The organism is Terribacillus aidingensis, from assembly GCF_900215625.1.
GTDB classification, from domain to species: Bacteria; Bacillota; Bacilli; order Bacillales; family Amphibacillaceae; genus Terribacillus; species Terribacillus aidingensis.
On record NZ_OBEK01000001.1, the window covers coordinates 241,814 to 264,212 of the forward strand.

19 protein-coding genes and 1 riboswitch are annotated in these 22,399 nt (G+C 41.9%); of the genes, 8 read left to right on the forward strand and 11 right to left on the reverse strand.

What is annotated here, in order from left to right:
* Positions 1–131: 131 nt before the first annotated feature.
* Positions 132–1,586, reverse strand: coding sequence for a SulP family inorganic anion transporter (locus tag CRO17_RS01220; protein WP_245864534.1), 1,455 nt, complete (start codon positions 1,584–1,586; stop codon positions 132–134).
* A 363-nt stretch (positions 1,587–1,949) separates the two neighbouring features.
* On the opposite strand from CRO17_RS01220, the gene CRO17_RS01225 reads away from it, so the two are divergent.
* The 5 genes from CRO17_RS01225 to CRO17_RS01245 all read left to right on the forward strand — a co-directional run bounded on the left by CRO17_RS01225 (position 1,950) and on the right by CRO17_RS01245 (position 6,621).
* On the forward strand, positions 1,950–2,321 hold the full coding sequence (locus CRO17_RS01225; RefSeq protein WP_097038493.1) for a DUF956 family protein: 372 nt from the start codon (positions 1,950–1,952) through the stop codon (positions 2,319–2,321).
* 442 nt (positions 2,322–2,763) lie between these two features.
* Positions 2,764–3,738 carry a mannose/fructose/sorbose PTS transporter subunit IIA gene (locus tag CRO17_RS01230; protein WP_097038495.1) on the forward strand — a complete coding sequence of 325 codons (975 nt, stop codon included), beginning with the start codon at positions 2,764–2,766 and terminating at the stop codon, positions 3,736–3,738.
* Positions 3,739–3,772: 34 nt separating this feature from the next.
* A complete protein-coding gene (locus CRO17_RS01235; RefSeq protein ID WP_097038497.1) occupies positions 3,773–4,582 on the forward strand; it encodes a PTS mannose/fructose/sorbose transporter subunit IIC in 810 nt (269 codons plus the stop codon).
* Between the two features lie 21 nt (positions 4,583–4,603).
* Positions 4,604–5,515: a PTS system mannose/fructose/sorbose family transporter subunit IID gene (locus CRO17_RS01240; protein WP_097038499.1), complete on the forward strand. Its 912-nt coding sequence runs from the start codon at positions 4,604–4,606 to the stop codon at positions 5,513–5,515.
* 89 nt (positions 5,516–5,604) lie between these two features.
* Positions 5,605–6,621 (forward strand): oxidoreductase, encoded by a 1,017-nt coding sequence (locus CRO17_RS01245; RefSeq protein WP_097038501.1) that lies wholly within the window; start codon positions 5,605–5,607, stop codon positions 6,619–6,621.
* Between the two features lie 75 nt (positions 6,622–6,696).
* Here the strand turns inward: CRO17_RS01245 and CRO17_RS01250 are convergent, their stop codons facing one another.
* Positions 6,697–8,142, reverse strand: coding sequence for a DEAD/DEAH box helicase (locus tag CRO17_RS01250; protein ID WP_097038503.1), 1,446 nt, complete (start codon positions 8,140–8,142; stop codon positions 6,697–6,699).
* Positions 8,143–8,393: 251 nt separating this feature from the next.
* Positions 8,394–8,482, forward strand: a riboswitch (cyclic di-GMP riboswitch).
* Between the two features lie 191 nt (positions 8,483–8,673).
* On the opposite strand from CRO17_RS01250, the gene CRO17_RS01255 reads away from it, so the two are divergent.
* Positions 8,674–10,752, forward strand: coding sequence for a pectate lyase family protein (locus CRO17_RS01255; protein WP_097038505.1), 2,079 nt, complete (start codon positions 8,674–8,676; stop codon positions 10,750–10,752).
* A 137-nt stretch (positions 10,753–10,889) separates the two neighbouring features.
* Here CRO17_RS01255 and nikE read toward each other — a convergent pair whose 3' ends face one another.
* The 6 genes from nikE to CRO17_RS01285 form a co-directional block, all read right to left on the reverse strand.
* Positions 10,890–11,702, reverse strand: coding sequence for a nickel import ATP-binding protein NikE (nikE, locus tag CRO17_RS01260; protein ID WP_097038507.1), 813 nt, complete (start codon positions 11,700–11,702; stop codon positions 10,890–10,892).
* Between the two features lie 23 nt (positions 11,703–11,725).
* A complete protein-coding gene (locus CRO17_RS01265; protein WP_097038509.1) occupies positions 11,726–12,556 on the reverse strand; it encodes an ABC transporter ATP-binding protein in 831 nt (276 codons plus the stop codon).
* Between the two features lie 18 nt (positions 12,557–12,574).
* The gene (gene nikC / locus CRO17_RS01270; RefSeq protein ID WP_097038511.1) at positions 12,575–13,405 is read right to left on the reverse strand and encodes a nickel transporter permease; all 831 of its coding nucleotides are present in this window, start codon (positions 13,403–13,405) and stop codon (positions 12,575–12,577) included.
* Positions 13,402–14,346 (reverse strand): nickel ABC transporter permease subunit NikB, encoded by a 945-nt coding sequence (gene nikB / locus CRO17_RS01275; RefSeq protein ID WP_097038513.1) that lies wholly within the window; start codon positions 14,344–14,346, stop codon positions 13,402–13,404. Before nikB ends, nikC begins: the two co-directional genes overlap by 4 nt.
* Before the next feature lie 17 nt (positions 14,347–14,363).
* Positions 14,364–15,983 (reverse strand): nickel ABC transporter substrate-binding protein, encoded by a 1,620-nt coding sequence (nikA, locus tag CRO17_RS01280; RefSeq protein ID WP_097038515.1) that lies wholly within the window; start codon positions 15,981–15,983, stop codon positions 14,364–14,366.
* 244 nt (positions 15,984–16,227) lie between these two features.
* Entirely contained in the window at positions 16,228–16,932 is a 705-nt protein-coding gene (locus tag CRO17_RS01285) for a DUF421 domain-containing protein (RefSeq protein ID WP_097038517.1), read from the reverse strand.
* Between the two features lie 206 nt (positions 16,933–17,138).
* Between CRO17_RS01285 and CRO17_RS01290 the strand changes: the two genes are divergently transcribed.
* Positions 17,139–17,804 (forward strand): NDxxF motif lipoprotein, encoded by a 666-nt coding sequence (locus CRO17_RS01290; RefSeq protein WP_245864536.1) that lies wholly within the window; start codon positions 17,139–17,141, stop codon positions 17,802–17,804.
* Positions 17,805–17,911: 107 nt separating this feature from the next.
* Here CRO17_RS01290 and CRO17_RS01295 read toward each other — a convergent pair whose 3' ends face one another.
* The 3 genes from CRO17_RS01295 to CRO17_RS01305 all read right to left on the reverse strand — a co-directional run bounded on the left by CRO17_RS01295 (position 17,912) and on the right by CRO17_RS01305 (position 21,757).
* The gene (locus tag CRO17_RS01295; protein ID WP_281253786.1) at positions 17,912–18,508 is read right to left on the reverse strand and encodes a pyroglutamyl-peptidase I; all 597 of its coding nucleotides are present in this window, start codon (positions 18,506–18,508) and stop codon (positions 17,912–17,914) included.
* A 15-nt stretch (positions 18,509–18,523) separates the two neighbouring features.
* On the reverse strand, positions 18,524–20,509 hold the full coding sequence (locus CRO17_RS01300; RefSeq protein WP_097038521.1) for a S9 family peptidase: 1,986 nt from the start codon (positions 20,507–20,509) through the stop codon (positions 18,524–18,526).
* Between the two features lie 117 nt (positions 20,510–20,626).
* Complete coding sequence (locus tag CRO17_RS01305) at positions 20,627–21,757, reverse strand: amidohydrolase (RefSeq protein WP_097038523.1); 1,131 nt, start codon at positions 21,755–21,757, stop codon at positions 20,627–20,629.
* A 188-nt stretch (positions 21,758–21,945) separates the two neighbouring features.
* On the opposite strand from CRO17_RS01305, the gene CRO17_RS01310 reads away from it, so the two are divergent.
* Positions 21,946–22,392 (forward strand): Lrp/AsnC family transcriptional regulator, encoded by a 447-nt coding sequence (locus CRO17_RS01310; RefSeq protein WP_097038525.1) that lies wholly within the window; start codon positions 21,946–21,948, stop codon positions 22,390–22,392.
* The last annotated feature ends 7 nt before the right edge of the window (positions 22,393–22,399 follow it).

Here is a 22,399-nt window from a genome sequence, read left to right on the forward strand (position 1 = left end):
ATGTTATTAACCCGACGCGGAAAAGCTCTCCCTCGTACCGGATAGATTATGCTAACAAAATCCTTTCATCTCTATGAAAGTTCTAGAAACCACATTTCTCAAGAGAGGAATGTGGTTTCCAGGGGTATTCATTAGGAACGAACGATTTCTTCTTTATGAAAATAATTTGTACTGTCTAATCCAGTTATAGTGACAGAAATATTGTTTTGTTCGAATTTCTCTTTTACTTTATTTAATCCTTCAACAGCGGAATTGTCCCATATAATCGCATTGGTGAAATCAATATCAACGGATTCTACCGTATCCTCATAATCGAATTCTTCCACAAGAGCCGGTGAAGTGACAAAGAATAGCTGACCGCGAACAAAATACGTTTTCTTTGTTCCGTTTTGACTTAATTCTGTTGTCGTTTTTATTTTTGAGAAATTGGATACTTTCAGCACGAAGAAGAAAGCACTCAAAATAACACCTGCTAAAACGCCTATTGCCAAGTTATGGGTATAGACAACCAATGCAACCGTAATAATCATGGTGAATGCATCTGCTTTGGATACTTTATGAATCGTACGGACAGATCTCCAATCCATCGTGCTGATTGCAACCATAAGCATGATACCGACAATTGCTGCCATCGGAATTTGGTTAACAACATCCGTAAACAGCAGGATAAGGATCATTAAAAATCCGCCTGCTACAAGCGTAGAAAGACGACCGCGTGCCCCCAGCGATACATTAATAACTGATTGTCCAATCATGGCACAGCCTGGCAGTCCGCCGAAAAAGCCTGCAGTAATGTTTGCTATACCTTGGCCGCGACTTTCCATGTTCTTATTGCTGTATGTGTTTGTTGTCTCATCAAGAATCGTGGCTGTTAATAACGATTCAAGCAATCCAACAATCATCATCGCAAGAGAGTAAGGAAGAATGATCAAGAATGTCTCCATTGTCAACGGAATCTGAGGGAATAGAAACGTTGGTAATGTCTGAGAAAGACTGCCCATATCTCCTACAGTATTAACATCTGCATGCAGATAAATGGATACGGCTGTCACAATAATGATAGCAACTAGCGGTGATGGCACTGCTTTCGTGATGCGCGGAAAAATGTAAATAATAGCGAGTGTTAGCGCCACAAAGGCATACATAATCCATGTTGCACCTTCAAAGTGTTCAATCTGTGAAATGAAATAAAGAATAGCTAAAGCATTAACAAAACCTGTCACAACCGAACTGGAAATGAACTTCAAAAACCGAGAGAGCTTAAAAATACCAAAGAGAATTTGGAATATCCCAGCTAAAATCGTTGCTGCTAGTAAATACTGCAGGCCGTGATCTGCCACTAAGCCAACAATCAGCAAAGCCTGCGCTCCCGTGGCAGCAGATATCATTCCTGGTCGGCCGCCTACTAATGAAATCATAATTGCGATACAAACTGATCCATACATACCGACCATTGGGTCCACCCCAGCGATAACGGAGAATGCAATAGATTCAGGGATAAGTGCGAGAGCAATCACGATACCGGAAAGAACTTCTGTCTTAATACTGTTTCCAAACCATGATTGTCTCCATGTTTGTGCTTTCAAATAAAAAACTCCTTTTAATAGAATATAAAGTTATATAAATTAACCTCACTTTTTTATTGCTATCTAATATTTGGAACACGTCTTATAGACAATATATTATAAGAGATTGTTTCACATCGCGTCAATTATAGATAAAAATATTTAACAAATTCTCTATATTAGGGAATAGGTAGTCGTGAAGCGATACACATATGTACGCGCTTCATTAAATAGTATATTCCTGATGATTCTTATGAAGTAAGATAAATGCAGAATAAGACTGTTCTATGGATTGGTGCAAAGGAATTTATATCTAGGTTTTTTGCTTAAAGCAGCAATCCGTGTATAATAATTATCAATAAAGAAAGAAATGGGGGAAACCACATGGTTCAATCAATCAACACAAAAGTGGACTTCGTGATTGATGCAACTTCACATACAGGTATTTCGGCTTATGGGAAGATTATGGTTGGAGATAAAGGGTTTGAGTTCTTCAATAATCGTGATGCACGCAAGTTTATTCAAATTCCTTGGGAGGAAGTGGATCACGTGGTCGCTTCGGTACTGTTTAAAGGGAAGTGGATTCCGCGTTATGCAATTCAGACAAAGCGGAATGGGACATATTCATTCTCTTCTAAAGATCCGAAAGGGGTTTTACGTGCGATTCGTGAATATGTGGAACCGAACCGGCTGGTCCAATCATTGGGGTTTGTTGATGTACTCAAACGTGGATTCAAACGTAAATCTGCCAAGTAACCTTTTATGGGAGACAAGCAGGAATTTGTCTTATTTTGCAGGCCATATGCTGCGCTGGTCAACGATAGACTGTTACCGAGGTGGAATAAGCTTAGAAAATTCCCGCTTGTAAGGGAAAAAGTAGTGTGATAAAATACTCATGGAAGCTCATAAAGTAATTTAGGCGCTTATTTTTTTGAATGTTAATTAAAGCGCTTGCATAATAAATTTAATAGCTATCGCAATTATTTTTACGTGTTACTGATTCGATCAGGCATGAGTAAAAAGCGGTTAAATCGAGGCAAAAAGGTCCTTCTATACCTCTGTCTTCTTTTAATCTGCTTTTAGCTCATGCCTTTTTTATTGTCGGAAATGTAACCGGTTTATAGGAGCTGAAAAATTGCTTTAGGAGCTGGCCATGTATAGTTAAGCTTTACCAATTATTTTAATAGGAGGTAAAAGGATGGTAGGAATTATTATTGCCACGCACGGCGAATTTGCTGAGGGTATCTTGCAATCTGGGGAGATGATCTTTGGAAAACAAGAGAATGTAAAAGCTGTTACATTAATGCCGAGCGAAGGACCGGCAGATGTGAAGCTGAAAATGGAGAAAGCAGTTGCCGATTTCGACAATCCAGAAGAAGTATTGTTTCTAGTCGATCTGTGGGGCGGGACGCCGTTCAACCAAGCTAGCAGCTTGCTTGAAGCACACAAAGATACATGGGCAATTGCTGCTGGTTTGAACTTGGCCATGTTGATTGAAGCCTTTGCATCGCGACTATCCATGGAAACAGCGCATGAAATTGCAGCACATATTCTAGACACAGCGAAAGATGCGGTAAAAGTAAAACCGGAGGAATTAGAACCAGCAACAGCACCAGCTGTCGCTAGTGCTGCGCCATCAAACACGGCAGGAGCGCCTGGTACATTTAAATACGTGTTAGCGCGGATTGATACGCGTTTACTTCACGGTCAAGTAGCAACAGCTTGGACCAAGACGACACAGCCGACACGAATCATCGTTGTATCGGATGAAGTGGCGAAGGATGAGCTGCGTAAGAAATTGATCCAACAGGCTGCTCCTTCCGGTGTACATGCTCATGTTGTGCCTATCCATAAAATGATCGACCTTGCAAAAGATGATCAGCACTTCGGCGGCCAGCGCGCGTTACTTCTATTCGAAAACCCGCGAGATGTACTTCGAGCAGTGGAGGGCGGCGTTCCATTGGAAACCATTAACGTTGGTTCCATGTCTCATTCACCTGGCAAGGTGCAGCCGAACAAGGTGTTGGCTTTTGATCAAGATGATATTGATACATTCGCTAAGTTAAAAGAAAAAGGCCTGAAGTTCGATGTGCGTAAAGTGCCCGGTGATTCGAAAGGCAACATGGATGACATTCTGAAAAGAGCGCAAGCAGAGTTAAACAAACAGAGATAAACCGAATTAGCAGATAAAAGGAGGATGAATAACCATGGATTTAACTATGATTCAGATAATATTAGTTGTTCTCGTGGCATTTTTGGCCGGTGTAGAAGGCATCTTGGATGAATTCCACTTCCATCAGCCAATCATTGCTTGTACATTAATCGGCTTGGTTACAGGCGAAGTAGTACCTTGTCTCATCTTAGGCGGTACGCTGCAATTGATCGCGTTAGGCTGGGCAAACATCGGGGCTGCTGTAGCACCGGATGCTGCTTTAGCATCGGTCGCATCTGCCATTATTTTAGTATTAGGCGGGCAAGGCGAAGCTGGTGTAACCTCTGCAATCGCCATTGCAGTTCCGCTTGCGGTAGCAGGTTTGCTTTTGACCATTATCGTCCGCACGCTCGCAACAGGCTTGGTACATTTAATGGATGCTGCAGCGAGAGAAGGAAACTTCAAGAAAGTTGAAATGTGGCATATTATCGCAATCATCATGCAAGGGCTGCGTATTGCCATTCCAGCGGCACTGATTGTGGCAATTGGTGCTGCTCCGGTAAGAGATTTGCTTACAGCAATGCCAAGCTGGCTGACAGACGGTCTGGCAGTTGGAGGCGGAATGGTTGTAGCGGTTGGTTATGCGATGGTTATTAACATGATGGCGACAAAAGAAGTTTGGCCATTCTTTGCGATTGGTTTTGTATTAGCGACGATTCCTTCCATCACACTTTTGGGACTGGGCGGTATCGGTGTCGCGCTGGCACTTATTTATCTAGCGCTTACGAAGCAAGGTGGTTCCGGCGGTAACGGCGGAAATGGAAACACAGGAGATCCGTTAGGCGATATTATCGATAACTATTAATCAGAGGAGGAGGACAAAAAAATGGCACAAGAATTGAAATTAACAAAAAAAGATCGCGTAGCTATTTGGTGGCGTTCCACTTTCATTCAAGGTTCTTGGAACTATGAACGGATGCAAAACGGCGGCTGGGCATTTTCTATGATTCCTGCAATCAAAAGATTATATAAATCAAAAGAAGATCGTGCAGCAGCACTAAAACGTCACTTAGAATTCTTTAACACACACCCATATGTAGCGTCACCGATTATTGGAGTAACGTTAGCACTGGAAGAAGAACGTGCGAACGGTGCGCCAGTTGACGATAAAGCAATTCAAGGCGTGAAGGTCGGGATGATGGGACCGTTAGCAGGTATCGGGGATCCGGTATTCTGGTTTACGTTAAAACCAATCCTTGGTGCATTAGCAGCATCACTTGCTTTAACAGGTAACATACTTGGACCAATTCTTTACTTTGTATTATGGAACTTATCTCGTATGGGCTTTACATGGTATACGCAAGAACTCGGCTACAAAGCTGGTTCCAAAATCACAGAAGATTTATCTGGCGGCGTGCTTCGGGATATAACCAAGGGCGCCTCGATACTCGGGATGTTCATCCTCGGTGCCTTAGTTAACCGGTGGGTATCGGTCGCCTTTACACCAACCGTATCCGAAGTAGAGCTTGATGAAGGTGCTTATATTGATTGGGATAACCTGCCCGCTGGTTCAGAAGGAGTGCGCACAGCATTAGAACAGCAAGCCGCCGGCCGCTCATTAAGCGAAACGAATGTAACGACTTTACAAGACAACTTAGACAGCTTAATTCCTGGTTTAGCTGGATTGCTGATCACACTTCTTGCGATGTGGCTGCTTAGAAAGAAAGTATCGCCAATTGTGATGATCCTTGGATTGTTCGTGGTAGGTATTGTCTTCCACGTCATTGGCTTAATGTAAGATGAAGAAGTGCCTTCTGGTTTGATGAACCTATCAATCTCAGAAGGTGCTTTTCTTTACGCAGAAAATACATTTTAGGAGGCTGCTGGATGCTTACTATCGGTTACATAGGAAATGGAAAAAGCACGAACAGATATCATCTGCCGTTCGTCTTGCAAAGAGACAATATAAAGGTGAAAACGATCTACCGGAGAAGTCCGGAACGTGACAGCTGGAGCAAGATTGCAGGAGTAACTTACACATCTGATTTAGATGAATTATTACATGATCCCGACATTCAGCTTATTGTTATCTGCACAAAACATGACAGCCATTACGACTACGCAAAACAAGTACTGGCGCATAACAAGCACTGTTTAGTTGAAAAGCCGTTTATGGAAACATCTGACCAAGCAAAAGAGATATTTGCATTGGCAAAAGAAAAAGGATTACTCGTGCAGGCATACCAAAACAGGCGTTTTGACAGCGACTTCTTAACTGTTCAAAAAGTCATCGAAGAAGGGAAGCTCGGGGACTTGCTGGAGGTAGAAATGCATTATGATTATTACCGCCCCGAAGTGCCGGAGTCTGCGCAATCATTTGACCCTGCAGAATCCTATTTGTACGGCCACGGCTGCCATACGCTGGATCAAGTGATCAGCTATTTCGGAAAGCCGGATCACATCCACTATGATGTGCGGCAATTATTAGGCCAAGGCAAAATGAATGATTATTTTGATCTGGATTTGTATTACGGCCCGCTGAAAGTATCAGTAAAATCCAGTTACTTCCGTTTGAAAGAAAGACCAAGCTTTGTTGTTTATGGCAAAAAGGGAAGCTTTGTGAAAGAAACAAAAGATCGTCAGGAAGAGCACTTGAAGTTATTTTATATGCCGGATAATAAAGACTTTGGTATCGATACAATACAGCATTACGGTGTGCTGACTTATGTAGATGAAGAAGGGACCGTTCATGAAGAAACAGTGAAATCGGTCGATGGTGATTATGGACGCGTGTATGATGATTTGTATGAAGCGATTATAAATGGGAAAGAGAAGACCATCACGGATGAGCAGACCGTGCTGCAGATGGAGATGTTGGAGACTGGGGTTAGAGACTTGAAATAAAGGTGATAATCCTAAGTTGCATTCTGATTAAAAAAGAATCCTCCTCATTTTTAGTGAGGGGGATTCTAGTGTTTCCTATTTAATTGCCTTGCTAACTCTTAATTTCTTTCCTTTAATCGTTGTATTCTCCATCGCTTGTAAAACGATAGAGCCTTTTCCGTTTAGGATATCAACGTAAGACATCATATCCTGGATGTTGATAATGCCGATATCTTCAGCTGTGACGCCAGGGATTTTTGCGATTGTCCCCACAAAGTCAACAGCGCGGATTTTTTTCTTTTTACCGCCGTTGAAATGCAGCTTCATAATATCTTGATTGATTCGGGCTGTTTTATTATTTTTTACAATGCGCTTACTGCTCAGTTTTTCTTCAAATGCAGCTTTTGCGCCAGCTACTTCAGCTTGGCTCGGAGCTTCTTCGGCAGGGATGTCAAAGCCGATATATCTTTCGATTGCTTTCAGGAACTTCCCTTCATAAGGCGTCGAGAATGTGATGGCTTGTCCTTTGTTACCAGCACGGCCCGTTCTACCCGTACGGTGCACGTAGCTTTCTTTTTCCATTGGCACATCATAGTTGATCACAAGGTTTACGTTATCAATATCAATACCTCTGGCAGCGACATCAGTCGCCACAAGATAGCGGAATTTGCCCATTTTGAAGCCTTCCATAACAGCAAATCGTTCATCTTGCTCTAGTCCGCCATGCAGCCGTTCAACAGGATAGCCTGCTTCATCTAGTTCGCTATACACCGTATCGACGTTTTCTTTCGTGCGGCAGAAAATCATGCAGCTGTCTGGATTCTCTACAACCGTAACATCTTTTAGCAGTGAGATTTTGCCTTCGTCTTTCACTTCTATTAAAGCATGTTCAATCGTATCAGCTGTTACTCCGGTAGACTCGATTTCAACGTGAGCAGGATCCTTCATATATTTATGGCAAAGGTTTTCAACATCCTTTGGCAAAGTAGCAGAAAAGACCATCGTCACACGGTCAGCAGGCAACGCTTTAATGATTGCCTCCACTTCATCAATAAAACCTCTATTAAGCATTTCATCGGCTTCATCGATAACAAGATATTTGATTTGATCCAAATCAAGTGTTTCGCGGTCGATATGGTCCATAACACGTCCAGGTGTACCCACAACCACATGCGTTTGCTGCTTTAATTCATCTTTTTGTTTCTTAAACGGCTCTTTTCCGTAAACAGCAACAGCTTTAATACGTTTGAATCTGCCGATATTCTTTATATCTTCCTGGACTTGAACCGCTAGCTCCCGCGTTGGCGTAAGGATCAGAGCCTGTGGTTTCTTCTCTTCCCACACAATCATATCGTTCACAGGAATACCAAAAGAAGCCGTCTTGCCGCTGCCGGTTTGTGCTTTTACAACAAGATCTTGCTTCTCCATTGCTAGTGGTATTACTTTGCTTTGCACTTCTGTTGGCGTTTCGTATCGCAGCACATCGAGTGCTTTTTTAATTTCGTCGCTTACCTGATAATCCGCAAAACTTATTTTAGTCATTTTGTACCTCGTTTTTTTGTTTTTTCATCATATGGATAGAATTCTCACCGAGAAAGATTATATGCATTATCTGAATTAGGTTTATTATACTTGAAAAGTACGGTATAAAACGTTCTTTATTTAAATATCACAGATAGATGGTTTCTTAACCTACATAAGAAATGCGGTATTAATAATGTTAATCGACTGCTTGAAAGGTGCTCATATTGACCGAACCGCCGAATTAGTATATGGTAATTTGTGGATAGATAAAATATATTTGGCAAACCTATTGAAAAATAGGGACGCAAAGCTACGAGTCTAAGGTAAAGTAATTTGCTATGATTGTCGGGTTGCGCATAGGACTGAAGTTATTTTAAGCAAATAGCTAAGGTTATTTTGTTATGCCGCCTAATGACAATAGCTCATTAGGTCTTTTTTATATTTCAGGGCATATTCCAACGTGCAAGGAGGTGGAGAATCGTCTGTGTCTCTGCGCATAGTCACTGATAGCAAGCTTACGGTTTTGAACTACTAAAAGGAGGAAATTCGATGAAAAGAACAGTAACAAAAGTGTTTAGTCACATTGTATTATTTTCTAGTATTCTATTTTTAGTAATGGGCGGATTCCTAAATCAGCCAGTTCATGCGGCTGGTTTTTCTATATCCAATAGCGGAGCCGGATTTGAAAGCGCATATATAGAGTGGTCTCCTGTCAATCATGCAGAGCGGTACAATGTGTATGTGAAACCTTCAAATGCTCCGGATTCGCAATATGAACAAATTGATAGCGAACTGATTCGGGAATATAAATCATTTTGGAGAGCTGACGCGTTAGGTCTTGCTGCTGGTAATTATGTTATGAAAATAGATGCATTACTAGCAAATGGATCTAAGGTAAGTACTGTTTCCAAAACACTTTCAGTAAAGGAACATGATCGATCTGGATTTGCTTTTGCTAAGGATTCACCATACGGTACAGGCTCAGGTGCTTATAATGAGGATGGAACATTGAAGGGTGAAGCTCAAGTTATTTACGTAACCTCGGAGACTGCCAGAACTGTCAGGCATGATGTAATCGTCAATGGCTCTGGTGATACAGAGACTGGTGTTGGCATAGGAGAAATCATGTCATTAAGGAAAAAAGGATATGATAAGACACCACTTGCAATTCGATTTATTGGAAAGATTACGGATGAAGATATGGAAGGGCAACTGAATAGTAATGGTTATCTGGAAGTGAAGGGTAAATCCAGTTATTCTGAATCCAATATAACATTAGAAGGTATTGGAGAAGATACTTATGCCTACGGGTGGGGAATACTGGTAAGGTATAGCGGTAATGTGGAAATTAGAAACTTAGGTGTAGCTTTATTCCCTGACGATGCTATTTCACTTGATACAGCTAATGTGAATGTTTGGGTTCATAATAATGATCTTTTTTATGGTACTGCAGGTTCAGATTCTGACCAAGCAAAAGGCGATGGTTCAACAGATTTAAAAAAAGGAACTACGTACATTACTTTATCTTATAATCATTACTGGGATTCAGGGAAATCTTCGTTAAGCGGATTAAGTGAATCAGAAGAGTACTTCGTAACCTATCATCACAATTGGTTTGATCATTCTGACTCACGCCATCCACGTGTAAGAGTTGGATCAGTGCATGTATATAATAACTATTTTGATGGAATCTCAAAGTATGGTGTCGGTGTGACAACAGGCAGTTCAGCGTTCGTAGAATCCAATTACTTTAGACATGCGAAAAATCCTATGATGAGTTCGTTACAAGGAACTGACAGTTTAGGGAGCGGAACGTTTTCGGATGAAGACGGAGGGATGATTAAAGCGCACAATAATAGGATTACGGATGCTGCAAGTCTGATTTATGCTAATTCAAATGCTGGAACAGATCCAGCTAATAAGAAATCCTTTGATGCATACCTAGCTGCGTCAAGAGACGAAACAGTACCAAGTACGTACAAAACATTAGTCGGTGGAACAACTTATAATAACTTTGACACGAAGAAAGACATCGGTGTAAACGTCACTGATATTGATGAATTAAATAATGTTGAGAAGTTTGTTACATCAGGAGCTGGACGTCTTAACAGCGGAGATTTCACATGGGAATTTAATGACGCAGTTGATGATCATTCATATAAGCTCAACACAGAACTTATGGAAAAAATCAAAAACTACAAAACAAACCTAGTCTCTGTAGGGGGCAACTCAATAGAAGTGCCAACAGAATCAGAGCCTGATCCGGAACCGAATCCAACGGAGCCTGCAACAGGAGAGAAGGTTCATAATTTTACTGCAGATGGGAAGGCAAGCGAGTTCTTTACTATCGAAGGAAATCTATCAAACAGTAAAGGAACTATCCACTACAAAGGATTAACTCTAACGGATTGTTTGAAAATAGAGAGTGCTACTAGAATTGGGTTTACTACTACAGAAACTTCCACACTAACACTCGTGTTTAATACAGAGGATGGAAAAGGTATTAATATCGACGGAGCAAGTTATCCAATTACTAATGGCACTGTTACAGTCACACTTGACCCTGGAACACATCTTATTACCAAAGATGACGTGGCAAATCTGTTTTATGTCGAACTGAATAATTAGTGTGATATCCGTTTGCTGTATTTCTTATAGGTGATTGTGCAAGCTGCATCATACAGGAATGTGAATAAACCATAATAAAAAAACATTGAAATAGGGGAGTGCCTCAATTTCAATGTTTTTTTATATAGAAAACCCTGTTAGCCATCATTTCTTCTAATAGTACGGAAGCGAGGGTGTTCAGCGAGTATAGATTCTCGTAATCTTTGTACGGCTGGGTGTTTGGAAGAGAAGAACTCGTCTTTTGACTCATATTGTTCGATGAGTTCTCCTTTTTCCAGTACGCCTATGCTGTCTGAGATAGAAAAGGCTGATTTTATGTCGTGAGTGATAAACAAATAGGATAAAGAGAAGTCTCTCTTTAGTTGGTTGAGCAATTGCAGGATAAGACTTTGTGTGACCATGTCTAAGCTGCTTACTGATTCGTCCAGGACGATTAGCTTTGGTTTTACGGCGATGGCTCGTGCAATGTTGATGCGCTGGAGCTGCCCGCCGCTAAATTGGTATGGATATTTTTTTAAATCCTGCTCGCTTAGGCCGACTCTTTCTAATAACTCAATTACGGTATTCCTTTTTTCACTCACGGACAGCTTTTCGTAGTTTTCCAGAGGCTCGCTGATAATTGCTTCCGCTGTCATGCGTGGGTTGACGGCAGAGTAAGAATCTTGAAACACAACCTGGAGCTCTCTGCGCATTTTTTGCCGTGTGTGCTTATCTGACCTGTACAGGTCGTTCCCCTGAAATAAGATCTGCCCTTGCTGCGGTCGCTGTATGCCGAGAATGGCTTTTCCTAACGTGCTTTTTCCTGCTCCGCTTGTACCTATTAAGCCTAAGCATGTACCTTCTTCAATAGAGAAGGAGATATCCTTCAATACTTTCACATCTTTCCGGCCTTTGAAGAGCTTTGTTGATGGATAACTCAGCTCGATGTGGTTTACTTCTAATAAGCTCAATGGTTTTCACTCCCAGGCTTTGTCTACATCATATAAGGGTAAGGCTGTTTTTTTGAATACAGGCTCGGCCTTGTCCGCAGCAGCTTTTTTGTGTATGCATGCTGTGGGTGATCGAATAATTGTAAAACGTTTGCGCTTTCTGTTATTTGACCATTTTGCATTACGATAACGTGGTCTGCCATTTCTGAAATAACACCAAGGTCGTGTGAAATAAGCAAAATAGAGGTGCCATATTTGGAACGGATATCCTCCAGTAAACGCAGCACAAGTAATTGACTATGAAGATCAAGGGCTGTCGTGGGTTCATCAGCGATGATGACAGCAGGCTGCATACATGCTGCCATGGCGATCATTACCCGCTGAAGCATCCCGCCGCTTAACTGGAAGGGAAATCGTTTTAACAGCTTTGCTGGCTCTGGCAGGTTGATGCTCGCCATCATTTCGATGGCAAGCTCCTTCGCCTGTTTCTTAGAAAAAGAGGTATGAACTTGAATCGTTTCAATAAACTGGTGTCCAATCGTAAAAACTGGAGTGAAAGCATTCATCGGATTTTGCATGATAAAAGCAATATCCTTGCCTCTGATCATCCGCATCTGTTTATCTTGCAGCCCAATTAGTTCTCTGTCGTGCAGGGTTACACTTCCTGATACACACATGTTCTGTCTGTTGAGCAATTGAAGGATGGCCATGCTTGTGGCGGTCTTACCGCATCCGCTTTCGCCGACAAGACCCAGGACCTCGCCTTTTTTTATTCCGAAGCTAATATCTTGGATAAGAGGAGAGGTTGCATTCTTGGTATTTATGTCCACTTGCAAATTACGTACATTTAAAATATAGCTGTTTTCTGCTGTCATTCAAACCAACCCTTTTTATTAACGGCGTTTAATCCCAAAACGTTCGGACAGGGATTCACCTAATAAGTTAAAGACAATAACTACAACCATAATGCATATACCAGGGTACAGCATCAGTGCTGGATTTGTACGAATATAGGATTTTCCTTCAAGAATCATAGCGCCCCATTCCGGTGTAGGCGGCTGAACACCTAAGCCTAAGAAGGACATAGACGATAGATTCATAATGGCCCAGCCCATTTCTAAGGTACCCATGACCGCTAGAGATGAAATCACATTTGGAGCTACATGCTTCTTGATTACTTTCCAAGAAGAAGACCCGCTGATTCGAGCTGCTGTAATGTATTGCTCTTCTTTCAAGCTTATTACCATACCACGTATGACTCTAGCGTAAAAGACCCACTGCACCAGTATCAGTCCTAAGACAACCTGTTTTAGCCCAGCTCCCCAGATACCGACAAATCCGATTACAAATAATAGGCTTGGTATCGCAATGAGGCCGTCACCGATACGCATCAATACGTAATCGACCCAGCCGCCTAGATAGCCGGCTAAAACACCGACGACCAGACCGATGCCTAGGGCTGCCATGCATATTAACGCTGCGTATCCGAGCGATATCCTTGCCCCATATAAAAGACGAGATAATATACATCGGCCCAAATGGTCTGTTCCGAATGGGTATGCTGCGGAAGGGGGCTGCAGTTTTTGAGCTAGATTGACCATGATTGGATCATTTGGAGCTAGCCACGGAGCAAGTATCGTCACTATACATATCGCTGCTAACAGAAGCGAACATAAAATAATTACTTTCCGGTTGTTTAGTTTCTTTTGAAGTGCTTTAATCATGGAAGCTGCCTGCCTTTACGAGAAATACGCGGATCAATGTAAAGCTGGATCAAATCTACGATTAAGTTGCCTAAAAGAAAGGCACCTGCTGCTAGAAGTACATAGGCTTGAATGACCGGTACATCTCGGTTAAATATCGCGTCAATAAAAAAACGGCCGAGACCAGGCCAAGAGAAGACGGCTTCGACAATGATGGTGCCTGTCAGCAAGTGTCCTAGGTTCATCCCCAAACCGGTAATCATAGGAGAGATAGCAATGCGCAAGACATGCTTTCCCATAATACTGTACTCTCGAATGCCTCTTGTCCTTGCGAAAAGGACATAAGTCTCCTGCAAGTTTTCCATGACACTTGTCCGAAGCAGACGTGTATACAAAGCGATTAATGGAAAAGCCAGCGTAATTGAAGGTAAGACAAGGTGTTTCCAGGTACCTGTTCCTTCGACTGGGAAAAGATCCAATTTAACAGAAAAGAAAAAGATGAGCAGGTACCCCAGCCAAAAGGAGGGGATAGATGCGCCTATGAAAGAGAGAAATCGACTCGCATGGTCCATTACACCATTTCTCTTAATACCGGCTAAAAATCCTAAAGGCACACTGACTATAATGGCAATAAGCAGACTGCACAGCGCCAATTGAATGGTTGCCGGCATTCGTGTGGCAATCTCATCCCAAACAGGTTTATTTGTTACATAAGAAGTGCCAAAATCGAATTGGCTAATGTTTAGAACGGTATCGATATATTGAAGCAGGAAAGGCTGATCTAAGCCTAACTCCTGTCTCTTTTGTTCCAGTAATTGATCGGTTGCTTGTACATGTGCAGCAGTAAAGTACGCCTCAGCTGGGTCCACTGGCGATAGATGAATCATCCCAAATGTTATCAGTATGGCTATGAGGTATATTGGTACAATGGTAATGATTCGCTTGATGATAAAAGTAACCATAAGGGCCCCCCTGTTGCTTACTGCTCCTTGCGAATACCGGTGAACGGATGTTCATCACGGTTTGCAGGGAAGGTGAAATCAGCTATACCGTTTTGGTAGACAGCAATCTTCTTAATATAAGAAATCGGTACAATCGCGCCTTGTTCCTGCAAAGAACCGAGGATTTCGGTATAGAGCTGCTGGCGCTCTTTTTCGTCCGTGGTTTGTGTTACTTTTGTGATCTTATCTAGCAATTCTTGTTTATTTGGATAAGCTGAGATCGCTTCGTTGAATCCGAACCCTTCCGTAGCCACGATATTGACGAAAGTATGCGGATCATATGGTGCGCCATAGTTGCTGAAGAAATTCAAATCAAAATCATTTGCTTTGAATCGTTCTACTTGTGTAGTAAGCTCCACGCCAACTATATCCAATTGTACACCAATTTGAGCCCACTCTGACTGCAATGTTTCCGCCATTGTCTTTTGGACGGATTCTGCTGAATCGTACATCAGCTCAATTTTTAATGGCTTACCGTCTTTTTGACGAACCGTTTCTCCTTTTGGAATCTTCCAGCCTGCTTCATCCAGCAGCTGTTCTGCCTTGTTCACGTTATACTCTATTTCCGTCGCATCAATAGCGGACGTGTAAGGCAGGTTTGTCGGTAAAATATAGTCTGCTTTCTCTTCCAGACCAGCAGTGACTCCTTCAACCATTGCTTCTTTATTGAAACCGTAATGCAGTGCCTGGCGCACACGCTCATCCGACAGCTGCTTTTTATTCGTATTCATAACAAGCTGCCTTGTCGCAATCGGCTCTGACACGCTTGTCTCATAGGAACCGGACGCTTTTAGCTGGTTGAAGGCATCGATACTGATAATTCCCTCCCCATAAAGCAAATCCAAATCTCCTTTTTCAAAAGCGAGGAGGCGGGTTTCCGCATCAGGGATGACCTTCACTTTGATTTTCTCTGCGTTAGGCACATCACCCCAATAATTCTCATTCCGTTTGAACACAGCATATTCATCCGTTTTATGCTCATCCAGAATCCACGGCCCTGTTCCGACTGCTTTCTCGACACCCTTAGAAGTATCTCCATCCTTTGGGAAACCAGCTTCTCCAAGGAAGCGTACAGGACGAACAACCGCTAACTCCTGAATTGTTGGGTAATAAGGCTCCGTGAGTGTAAGCTTAAACGTATTCGTATCCACTGCCTCTGTTTGATCTATTTTTGAAAGGAAGCCTAACCAGCCGTTTAAATCCATATTATCTTGAATTGTATCGAAGTTCTTCTTCACAACTGCTGCATTAAATTCCGTCCCATCTGTGAACTTTACACCTTCGCGTAAGTGGAAAACATATTCCTTCCCATCTTCTGAAATATCCCAGGATTCAGCTAAGTGAGGCTTGAGCTCACCATTCTCCCCATAGCTTACCAACGGTTCATATACCATGGATTGCGCAAATAACTGAGAAGGATTATAAGCATGCGGATTCATATCCCCTATATCTCTAGGCCACGCAAAAGTAACCATATCCTTATTATCTTCCGTCTCAGAACCATTCCCAGATCCATTGGTACAACCAAATAAAGTAATAGATATAATAAGGAACATAGCTGAAAGCAGCCATTTCCTTTTACACGATAAGTTGAACATCCTGCACGCCCCTTAAAAATGATAATGATAACCATTTTCAATTGTAGAATGAGATTATCATATCGTCAACTTCATTTCGAATTGTTAGAATATTTGTGCGGATAATAGAGACGAAGTGCATAGCAGCGGTAATAGTGGAAGTATCAGGCAGGAAGATTCTTATATAGAGCAAATACAGTTTTCTTACAAACGAAAAGCCCGTTCTGCATTTTAGTACAGAAGAGCTCTTATTTAAAGATGGAAATTATTGATATAAAAAGACACGGAGCTTATCATTTTTATCAATTGTCGCAAACAGCACGTTTTTAACTTCCGTCTGATAACTGCTGGATAAGCGCGACACAACCCACTCTTCGTCCTTTGCGGTCTCCCGTAGCTCTTTCTGAAGAATCCTCCCATCTTTTATAATTGTCTGCGGCATATGAAAAGGCTGCGTTCCTATCTGCATGAGCTCTGGAGTAACAGCTTCATATTTCGGATCAAGAAAGAATGATACCCTTCCTTCCGCTTCCCAAAGTGCTAAAGCCACTTTTGTAACGTCCGCCACTTTCCCTTTTCGCAATTCTTCTAATAACACATCGATTGATATTCTGGCGTGCCGCAAGCCTTCAAAAAGAATCTTCCCATCTCGGACTATCGGAATCGGCTTATGGTTTATTAAATTCCGGAACCAAGGCCATCTTAAAATGAGAAAAATTCCCCCAAGGTATAAGAGAACCAGTACAACTGTTGTAATGAGCGAGCCTTTCAAGCCCAAGTCTTCGTCGGATAAAGGGTGGGCAATAATATTCCCAACAACTAAAGCAATAACAAAATCCAGAAGTCTCAGCTGCGAAATAGAACGCTGCCCCAGCACCTTAGCAACAATTAATAAAAAGATAAATGAGACAACTGCTCGAAGTATCCATTGCATTGTAGTGAGTGTTTCTTGGCTGTGGAAGAAATCCAAATAAGACACATCCTTTTTTCTTAGGAAATCGTTTGGTATGTTTATTATTTCCCGGCAAGCCATGCATATCCAATGGAATGGAGAGCCAATAAGTGGTCGTGGGATATTTACATATTTCAGAAGGAGTTGCTGAACTTCGGAACTTTTTACATAAAAGTTCGGTTATATTAATGTGGAGCTCTGTTGTAGTTACTGGAGGATAGGTTATGCTTAAACATTTTAATTGTGAGGGGGAAGAAAAGAGTATGAAAAGGGTTTTGTGCTGTATCTTTGTTCTATTTACATTAAGTGCTTGCTCCCAAGCTCAGGAAGAAACGATAGACACGACAGAAGAAGAAGTTATGTCCACGCAGGATGTTGAAATTCCTAGTACTATTTTTAGCTCTGAAAAACAAACGCGTATCATTGAAGAAGAAGAGATGAAATTAAGCATAAAAACATATCTAGATAGCAATGAAGCATTAACGAATGCGAGTTATCCATTTTTAGATGTTATTGATGGAGGAGGGGAATTAAAGCGTGATGAATTAGAGAAATTTGATGAAATAAGAAGGCTTACAGAAGAAAATGATAAGAATTTCTCTAGCTATATCGTAAATAATACGCTGCCTGAAAGTTATCAAGAGGAGTCTAAACGAATTAGCCAGTATATTACAGTCTCCAATGAGATGATGTATGGATTGGATGAAGCAATCAGTACTTTTACAGATAATCTAAGCGAAGGAAAAATGCCAAAAGTAGACATCGGATCAATAAAGGATGCAACGGATGGTGTGAATGGAAGAGAACAGAAAAAAATAGAGGACTTTCTGGATAGGGAAGGTATTGATACGATTGCTTTTGGAAGAGCAGATAAAGGAAAAGGTGAATAATAGGAATCCCCATTTACGCACGGCTATTCTTTAAGCAGCTGCTCAGACAGACCAGAAAGGACACAAAATAAAAAGTGCAGGGATAATTCCTGCACTTTCATCTTTTATCATATCCCTTCAATAATAACTCGAACCGCTTCTTCCAAGTCCGTTATCGACCACGATGGCAGCTTGGGATTCGTCATTGCTAATTCGTGATGTGCTGGTATGTGCACGAATCCAGAGACAATATCCAGCTTGTTAGTTTCTATATAATGCCTTGCAGTGTACATAATTTGGTTACATAAATAGGTGCCGGCCGTGTTAGAGATAGTCGCAGGCAGGTTATGCGCTTGCAGTCTTGTGACCATTTCTTTAATAGGCAGTGTTGAAAAATAGGCATCAGGTGTACCCTCTATTATTTTTTGACCGTTGTACTGATTGCCCGCATTATCTGCTTCGCCATCCATACAGTTTATCGCGACGCGCTCAGGTGTGATTCTATTTCTGCCGGCAGCTAATCCTAAAGATATAACAGCTGCAGGCTGATAAGCTTTTATATGTTCTAAAAGGATGCCAGCTGATGTTGTGAAATCCACCGGAAGCACCTTTCCGATTATTTGTTTTCCGCCTATTGTAACGCCGTCTAACTGACGGACAATCACTTCTGTTGGATTAGAGGCCATTCCCAGAAAAGCTTCAAATCCAGTGAGTAAAATCTTCAAATCCATTACCTCTCTTTATTTTAAGTACTGATCAAACCAGTTGGTCATCTCGTTCAGGCGAACGATTCGCAGGCCAGGATCTCCGCTTCGAGACAGCTCATGATTGGAATCAGGGAAACGGACAAAACGTGTTGGTTTCTTTTGCTGCTTTAAGGCGACATATAGTTGCTCGCCTTGTTCGATTGGACAGCGATAGTCGTTTTCACTATGCAGAATCAGCAGTGGTGTTTGGACATGCTTTACGTAACGAAGCGGCGAAATTCTCCATAGCTCATCGGGGTCCTCCATCATGGTCGTCTTATGCTCCCATTCGGTAAAGAAGTAGCCAATATCACTAACGCCATAGAAGCTAACCCAGTTACTGATAGAGCGTTGGGTAACAGCTGCTTTAAACGTGTTTGTATGGCCGACAATCCAATTCGTCATAAATCCGCCATAGCTTCCGCCCGTAACACCTAAACGCAATGGGTCAATCCAATCGTACGTTTCCAGTGCATAATCAAGAGCGGTCATCACATCGTCATAGTCTATGCCCCCATAGTTTCCGCGCACGGCATCGACAAACTGCTGGCCATAGCCATGACTTCCTCTTGGGTTCATAAACAGGACACCATATCCTTTATTAGCGAGAACTTGAAACTCGTGCATGAACGCGTGGCTGTACATGGCGTGCGGTCCGCCATGAATCTCTAACACAAGTGGATAAGATTCGCCTTCTTTCAATCCGACGGGCTTGATAATCCAGCCTTGCAAGTCAGTTCCGTCTTTTGCCTTAAAAAAGAAATCTTCGGGAATAGCTAGATCCTTCGTCTGCAGCAAGTGCCTGTTGGCTGCTGTTAAACGCTGCTCTTCATCCCCTGAGAATGTGGATACAAATAGGTCACCCGGAATATCATACTGGCTGACTGCATACACAAGTCGCGTTTGATCCTTGTTTGTACTAAATGCATAAACTTGCCTTTTCCCACTAAGCACTTTGGTGACTCGTTTGTCGAGCGTCACTCGATATAAGTTCGCTGCTCCTTGTTCACTTGCTAAAAAGTAAAGCGCATCATTTGTCTTGTGCCAAATGGCTCCCACATCTCCTGTACTCGTACCCATATCATTAATTGCCATATCACTGCACTCCACGTCCCAATCACTCGTCAAGCAAGTTAAATCGCTGGTTGCCAGATCGAGCGACCAAACTCTAGTAAGGGTGGAGCCTGCAAAAGCTAAATCATCTCCTAATAATGAGAGCTTTGTCCCATCGGGAGAATATTGCGGTGCACGAAATCTTTTGTCGCTGCTCGTCAGCTTCTCTGTATCTTTCGTCGCTAGATTCAGCTGATAAATATCCGAGAAAAATGTTTGTTCAGGATCTTCTGAACGGTTGGCGGTATAAGCCAGATGTGTTCCATCTGGTGAGAAGACAGGAGAATGATGATCATACGCTCCATCTGTTAACAAGGTCTCTGTGTCAGTTTCTAAATCGATTAAGACGAGGTGCTGGAATGTTTCATCAGAAAAACCACTCGCGTCGGACTTGTAATGCAGTTTTGTTGTGATATAAGGTTGTAGTTTTTCTTCTGTCGCTTCCTGCTTTGTTTCCTTTTCTTCTAAGCTATCTGATTTCGTGAGCGGCACTGTGACAATCAGCTGTTTGCCATCGGGAGAACAAACTGGCTGAGAGGCACCTCTTTTGAACGAAGTGACCTGCACTGCTTCACCGCCGTTAAAAGCAATACGCCAAATTTGCGGCCTGCCCGAGCGATTGGAGGTGAAGAATATATCTTTTCCGTTAGCTGACCATCTTGGCTGCGTGTCGGAGAAATTACCTTGGGTAAACGGAGTGACTTCCTTCGAAGCAACATGTAAAACAAATAAATTCGATTGGTATTTCTCCTCTTCATTTATAACGCGCTTTATAAAAACAACCCAACTGCCATCCGGTGATAGCTGCGGATCAGATAAGAATGAAAATTCAAATAAATCATGTGCTGATACGCCGTTGCTTGTCATGGTAAACTGCCTCCTGTACTATCCGAATATTTATTTTTGGTATTTTGTTATAGAACAAGTCTCCTGATTTACTGCCACACAATCGTAAGGCAGACCAGGAGACAAGACAGGCATGATTTATACTAATTCACCGTTGATATAGGTTTGTAAGACTTTATTTCTTAGATCAAATGGATTGCCATCCCAGAGAACAAAATCTGCATCCTTGCCGACTTCTGCGGAACCGACTCGATCGTCTACGCCTAGATGTTTCGCTGCATGCAGTGTAATAGCTTTTAATGCTTCTTCTTCTGGCAGACCGTACTTAACAGCTAAAATTGCACTCGTCATTAAATGCTCAATAGCAATTACGGGATGATCAGTCGTAATAGAGAATGGAACAGATGCGTCTGCTAGTGCTAGCAAGGTATTCCAGCCTTTATCAGCAAGTTCAATTTTAGAACGTGGTGTCATTGTCGGTCCCACAGAGACAGAAATATCGTGTTTGGCGATAAATGGTGCAATTTGGTGGCCTTCTGTACAATGCTCAATGGTTAGATCAATATCAAACTCTCTTTTTAAGCGTAAGACAGTGACAATGTCATCGGCGCGGTGGGCATGAACACGAAGTGGAATTTCTTTATTTAATACTTTCCCAATATGTTCTAATCCCAGGTTTCTCGCCGTTTTTCCGGTTCTGTGCTCTTCCATATAGGTTTGTGCTGCTATTAGTTGTTCACGAAGAATGGCGGCTACTCCCATTCTTGTTGTTGGCATTCTTCCTTTATCGCCATGGAATCGTTTTGGATTTTCACCTGTTGCCGCTTTTAACCCAGATGGATTCCGAATGACCATCTCATCTGCAATTGTGCCAGTTGTCTTCAATACACACATTTCGCCGCCGATTACATTCGCACTTCCAGGCATCACTTGTACAGTGGTGACACCTGCTCGTCGGGCATCCGCAAAACCCTGATCTTTAGGGTTAATTCCGTCAATTGCCCGTACTTGCGGCGTAACAGCTGCACTCGTTTCATTGAAATCATGACCTTCTTTACCGATTCCTTCTTCATGTACGCCTAAGTGGGTATGCACATCGATTAATCCCGGTGTAAAATATTTCCCCGTTGCATCAATAACTTCATAGCCATTGGGAATACTGGCTGTTTCTTCTATCGAAGTGAATCTTCCATCCTTTATTAAAATTGTTGTATTGCGTAAGGCCTTACCAGTTCCGTCTACACCAGATACATTCGTGATGGCTTTCATCGTATAACCTCCAATAAAATCCGAATTATCATTGATTTCTGAAAATTTAACTTGTATAATACCCTCTATACCTGATTCCTTATAACGATAGTAAATCAATAAATTAGGAATGTAAATGTTAATTTATCTGACAATATGTATCTATAAGGGTAATTTAATTGTAAAAAAGTCCGAAAGTAGGAAGTGTAATGGAGTATCAAATTGATGAGTTAGACCGCGGTATAATCCGAATGTTATCAAAGGATGGCCGCTTGCCATTTTCTGAAATAGCAAATGCGTTAGATGTGACAGAGAAAACAATCAGACTTCGGTACAAAAATCTGGTTCAAAATAAAATTATCGAAGTTGTAGGTGTTGTGAATCCAATCGCGCTTGGTTTAAAAGCTGGAGCAATTATTCAAATAAAGACAGAACAACGGATGATGGCGAAAGTGAAGGAAGAACTTAGCACCTTGAAAGAAGTTCGCTATATTACGATGACATCAGGGGATTATCCGCTGCTTATTCAAATTAACGTAAGAAGCCAAGAAGATATTAGAGACTGTGTACTCAATCTGGACCGCATCGAAGGAATTACAGCCATTAATACAATCATTCAATTAGAAAATTATAAGAATACGTTCGAGTATCTATAGAAAGGAG

What these genes read in the sequence shown, in the direction of transcription:
- nikB (WP_097038513.1), bottom strand. Translation starts at nt 14,346, where the DNA reads ATGGTTACTTTTATCATCAAGCGAATCATTACCATTGTACCAATATAC.
- CRO17_RS01300 (WP_097038521.1), bottom strand. Translation starts at nt 20,509, where the DNA reads ATGACAAGCAACGGCGTATCAGCACATGATTTATTTGAATTTTCATTC.
- CRO17_RS01225 (WP_097038493.1), top strand. Translation starts at nt 1,950, where the DNA reads ATGGTTCAATCAATCAACACAAAAGTGGACTTCGTGATTGATGCAACT.
- CRO17_RS01235 (WP_097038497.1), top strand. Translation starts at nt 3,773, where the DNA reads ATGGATTTAACTATGATTCAGATAATATTAGTTGTTCTCGTGGCATTT.
- CRO17_RS01310 (WP_097038525.1), top strand. Translation starts at nt 21,946, where the DNA reads ATGGAGTATCAAATTGATGAGTTAGACCGCGGTATAATCCGAATGTTA.
- CRO17_RS01245 (WP_097038501.1), top strand. Translation starts at nt 5,605, where the DNA reads ATGCTTACTATCGGTTACATAGGAAATGGAAAAAGCACGAACAGATAT.
- CRO17_RS01255 (WP_097038505.1), top strand. Translation starts at nt 8,674, where the DNA reads ATGAAAAGAACAGTAACAAAAGTGTTTAGTCACATTGTATTATTTTCT.
- CRO17_RS01230 (WP_097038495.1), top strand. Translation starts at nt 2,764, where the DNA reads ATGGTAGGAATTATTATTGCCACGCACGGCGAATTTGCTGAGGGTATC.
- nikA (WP_097038515.1), bottom strand. Translation starts at nt 15,983, where the DNA reads ATGTTCAACTTATCGTGTAAAAGGAAATGGCTGCTTTCAGCTATGTTC.
- CRO17_RS01290 (WP_245864536.1), top strand. Translation starts at nt 17,139, where the DNA reads ATGCTTAAACATTTTAATTGTGAGGGGGAAGAAAAGAGTATGAAAAGG.
- CRO17_RS01250 (WP_097038503.1), bottom strand. Translation starts at nt 8,142, where the DNA reads ATGACTAAAATAAGTTTTGCGGATTATCAGGTAAGCGACGAAATTAAA.
- CRO17_RS01265 (WP_097038509.1), bottom strand. Translation starts at nt 12,556, where the DNA reads ATGACAGCAGAAAACAGCTATATTTTAAATGTACGTAATTTGCAAGTG.
- CRO17_RS01240 (WP_097038499.1), top strand. Translation starts at nt 4,604, where the DNA reads ATGGCACAAGAATTGAAATTAACAAAAAAAGATCGCGTAGCTATTTGG.
- CRO17_RS01305 (WP_097038523.1), bottom strand. Translation starts at nt 21,757, where the DNA reads ATGAAAGCCATCACGAATGTATCTGGTGTAGACGGAACTGGTAAGGCC.
- nikC (WP_097038511.1), bottom strand. Translation starts at nt 13,405, where the DNA reads ATGATTAAAGCACTTCAAAAGAAACTAAACAACCGGAAAGTAATTATT.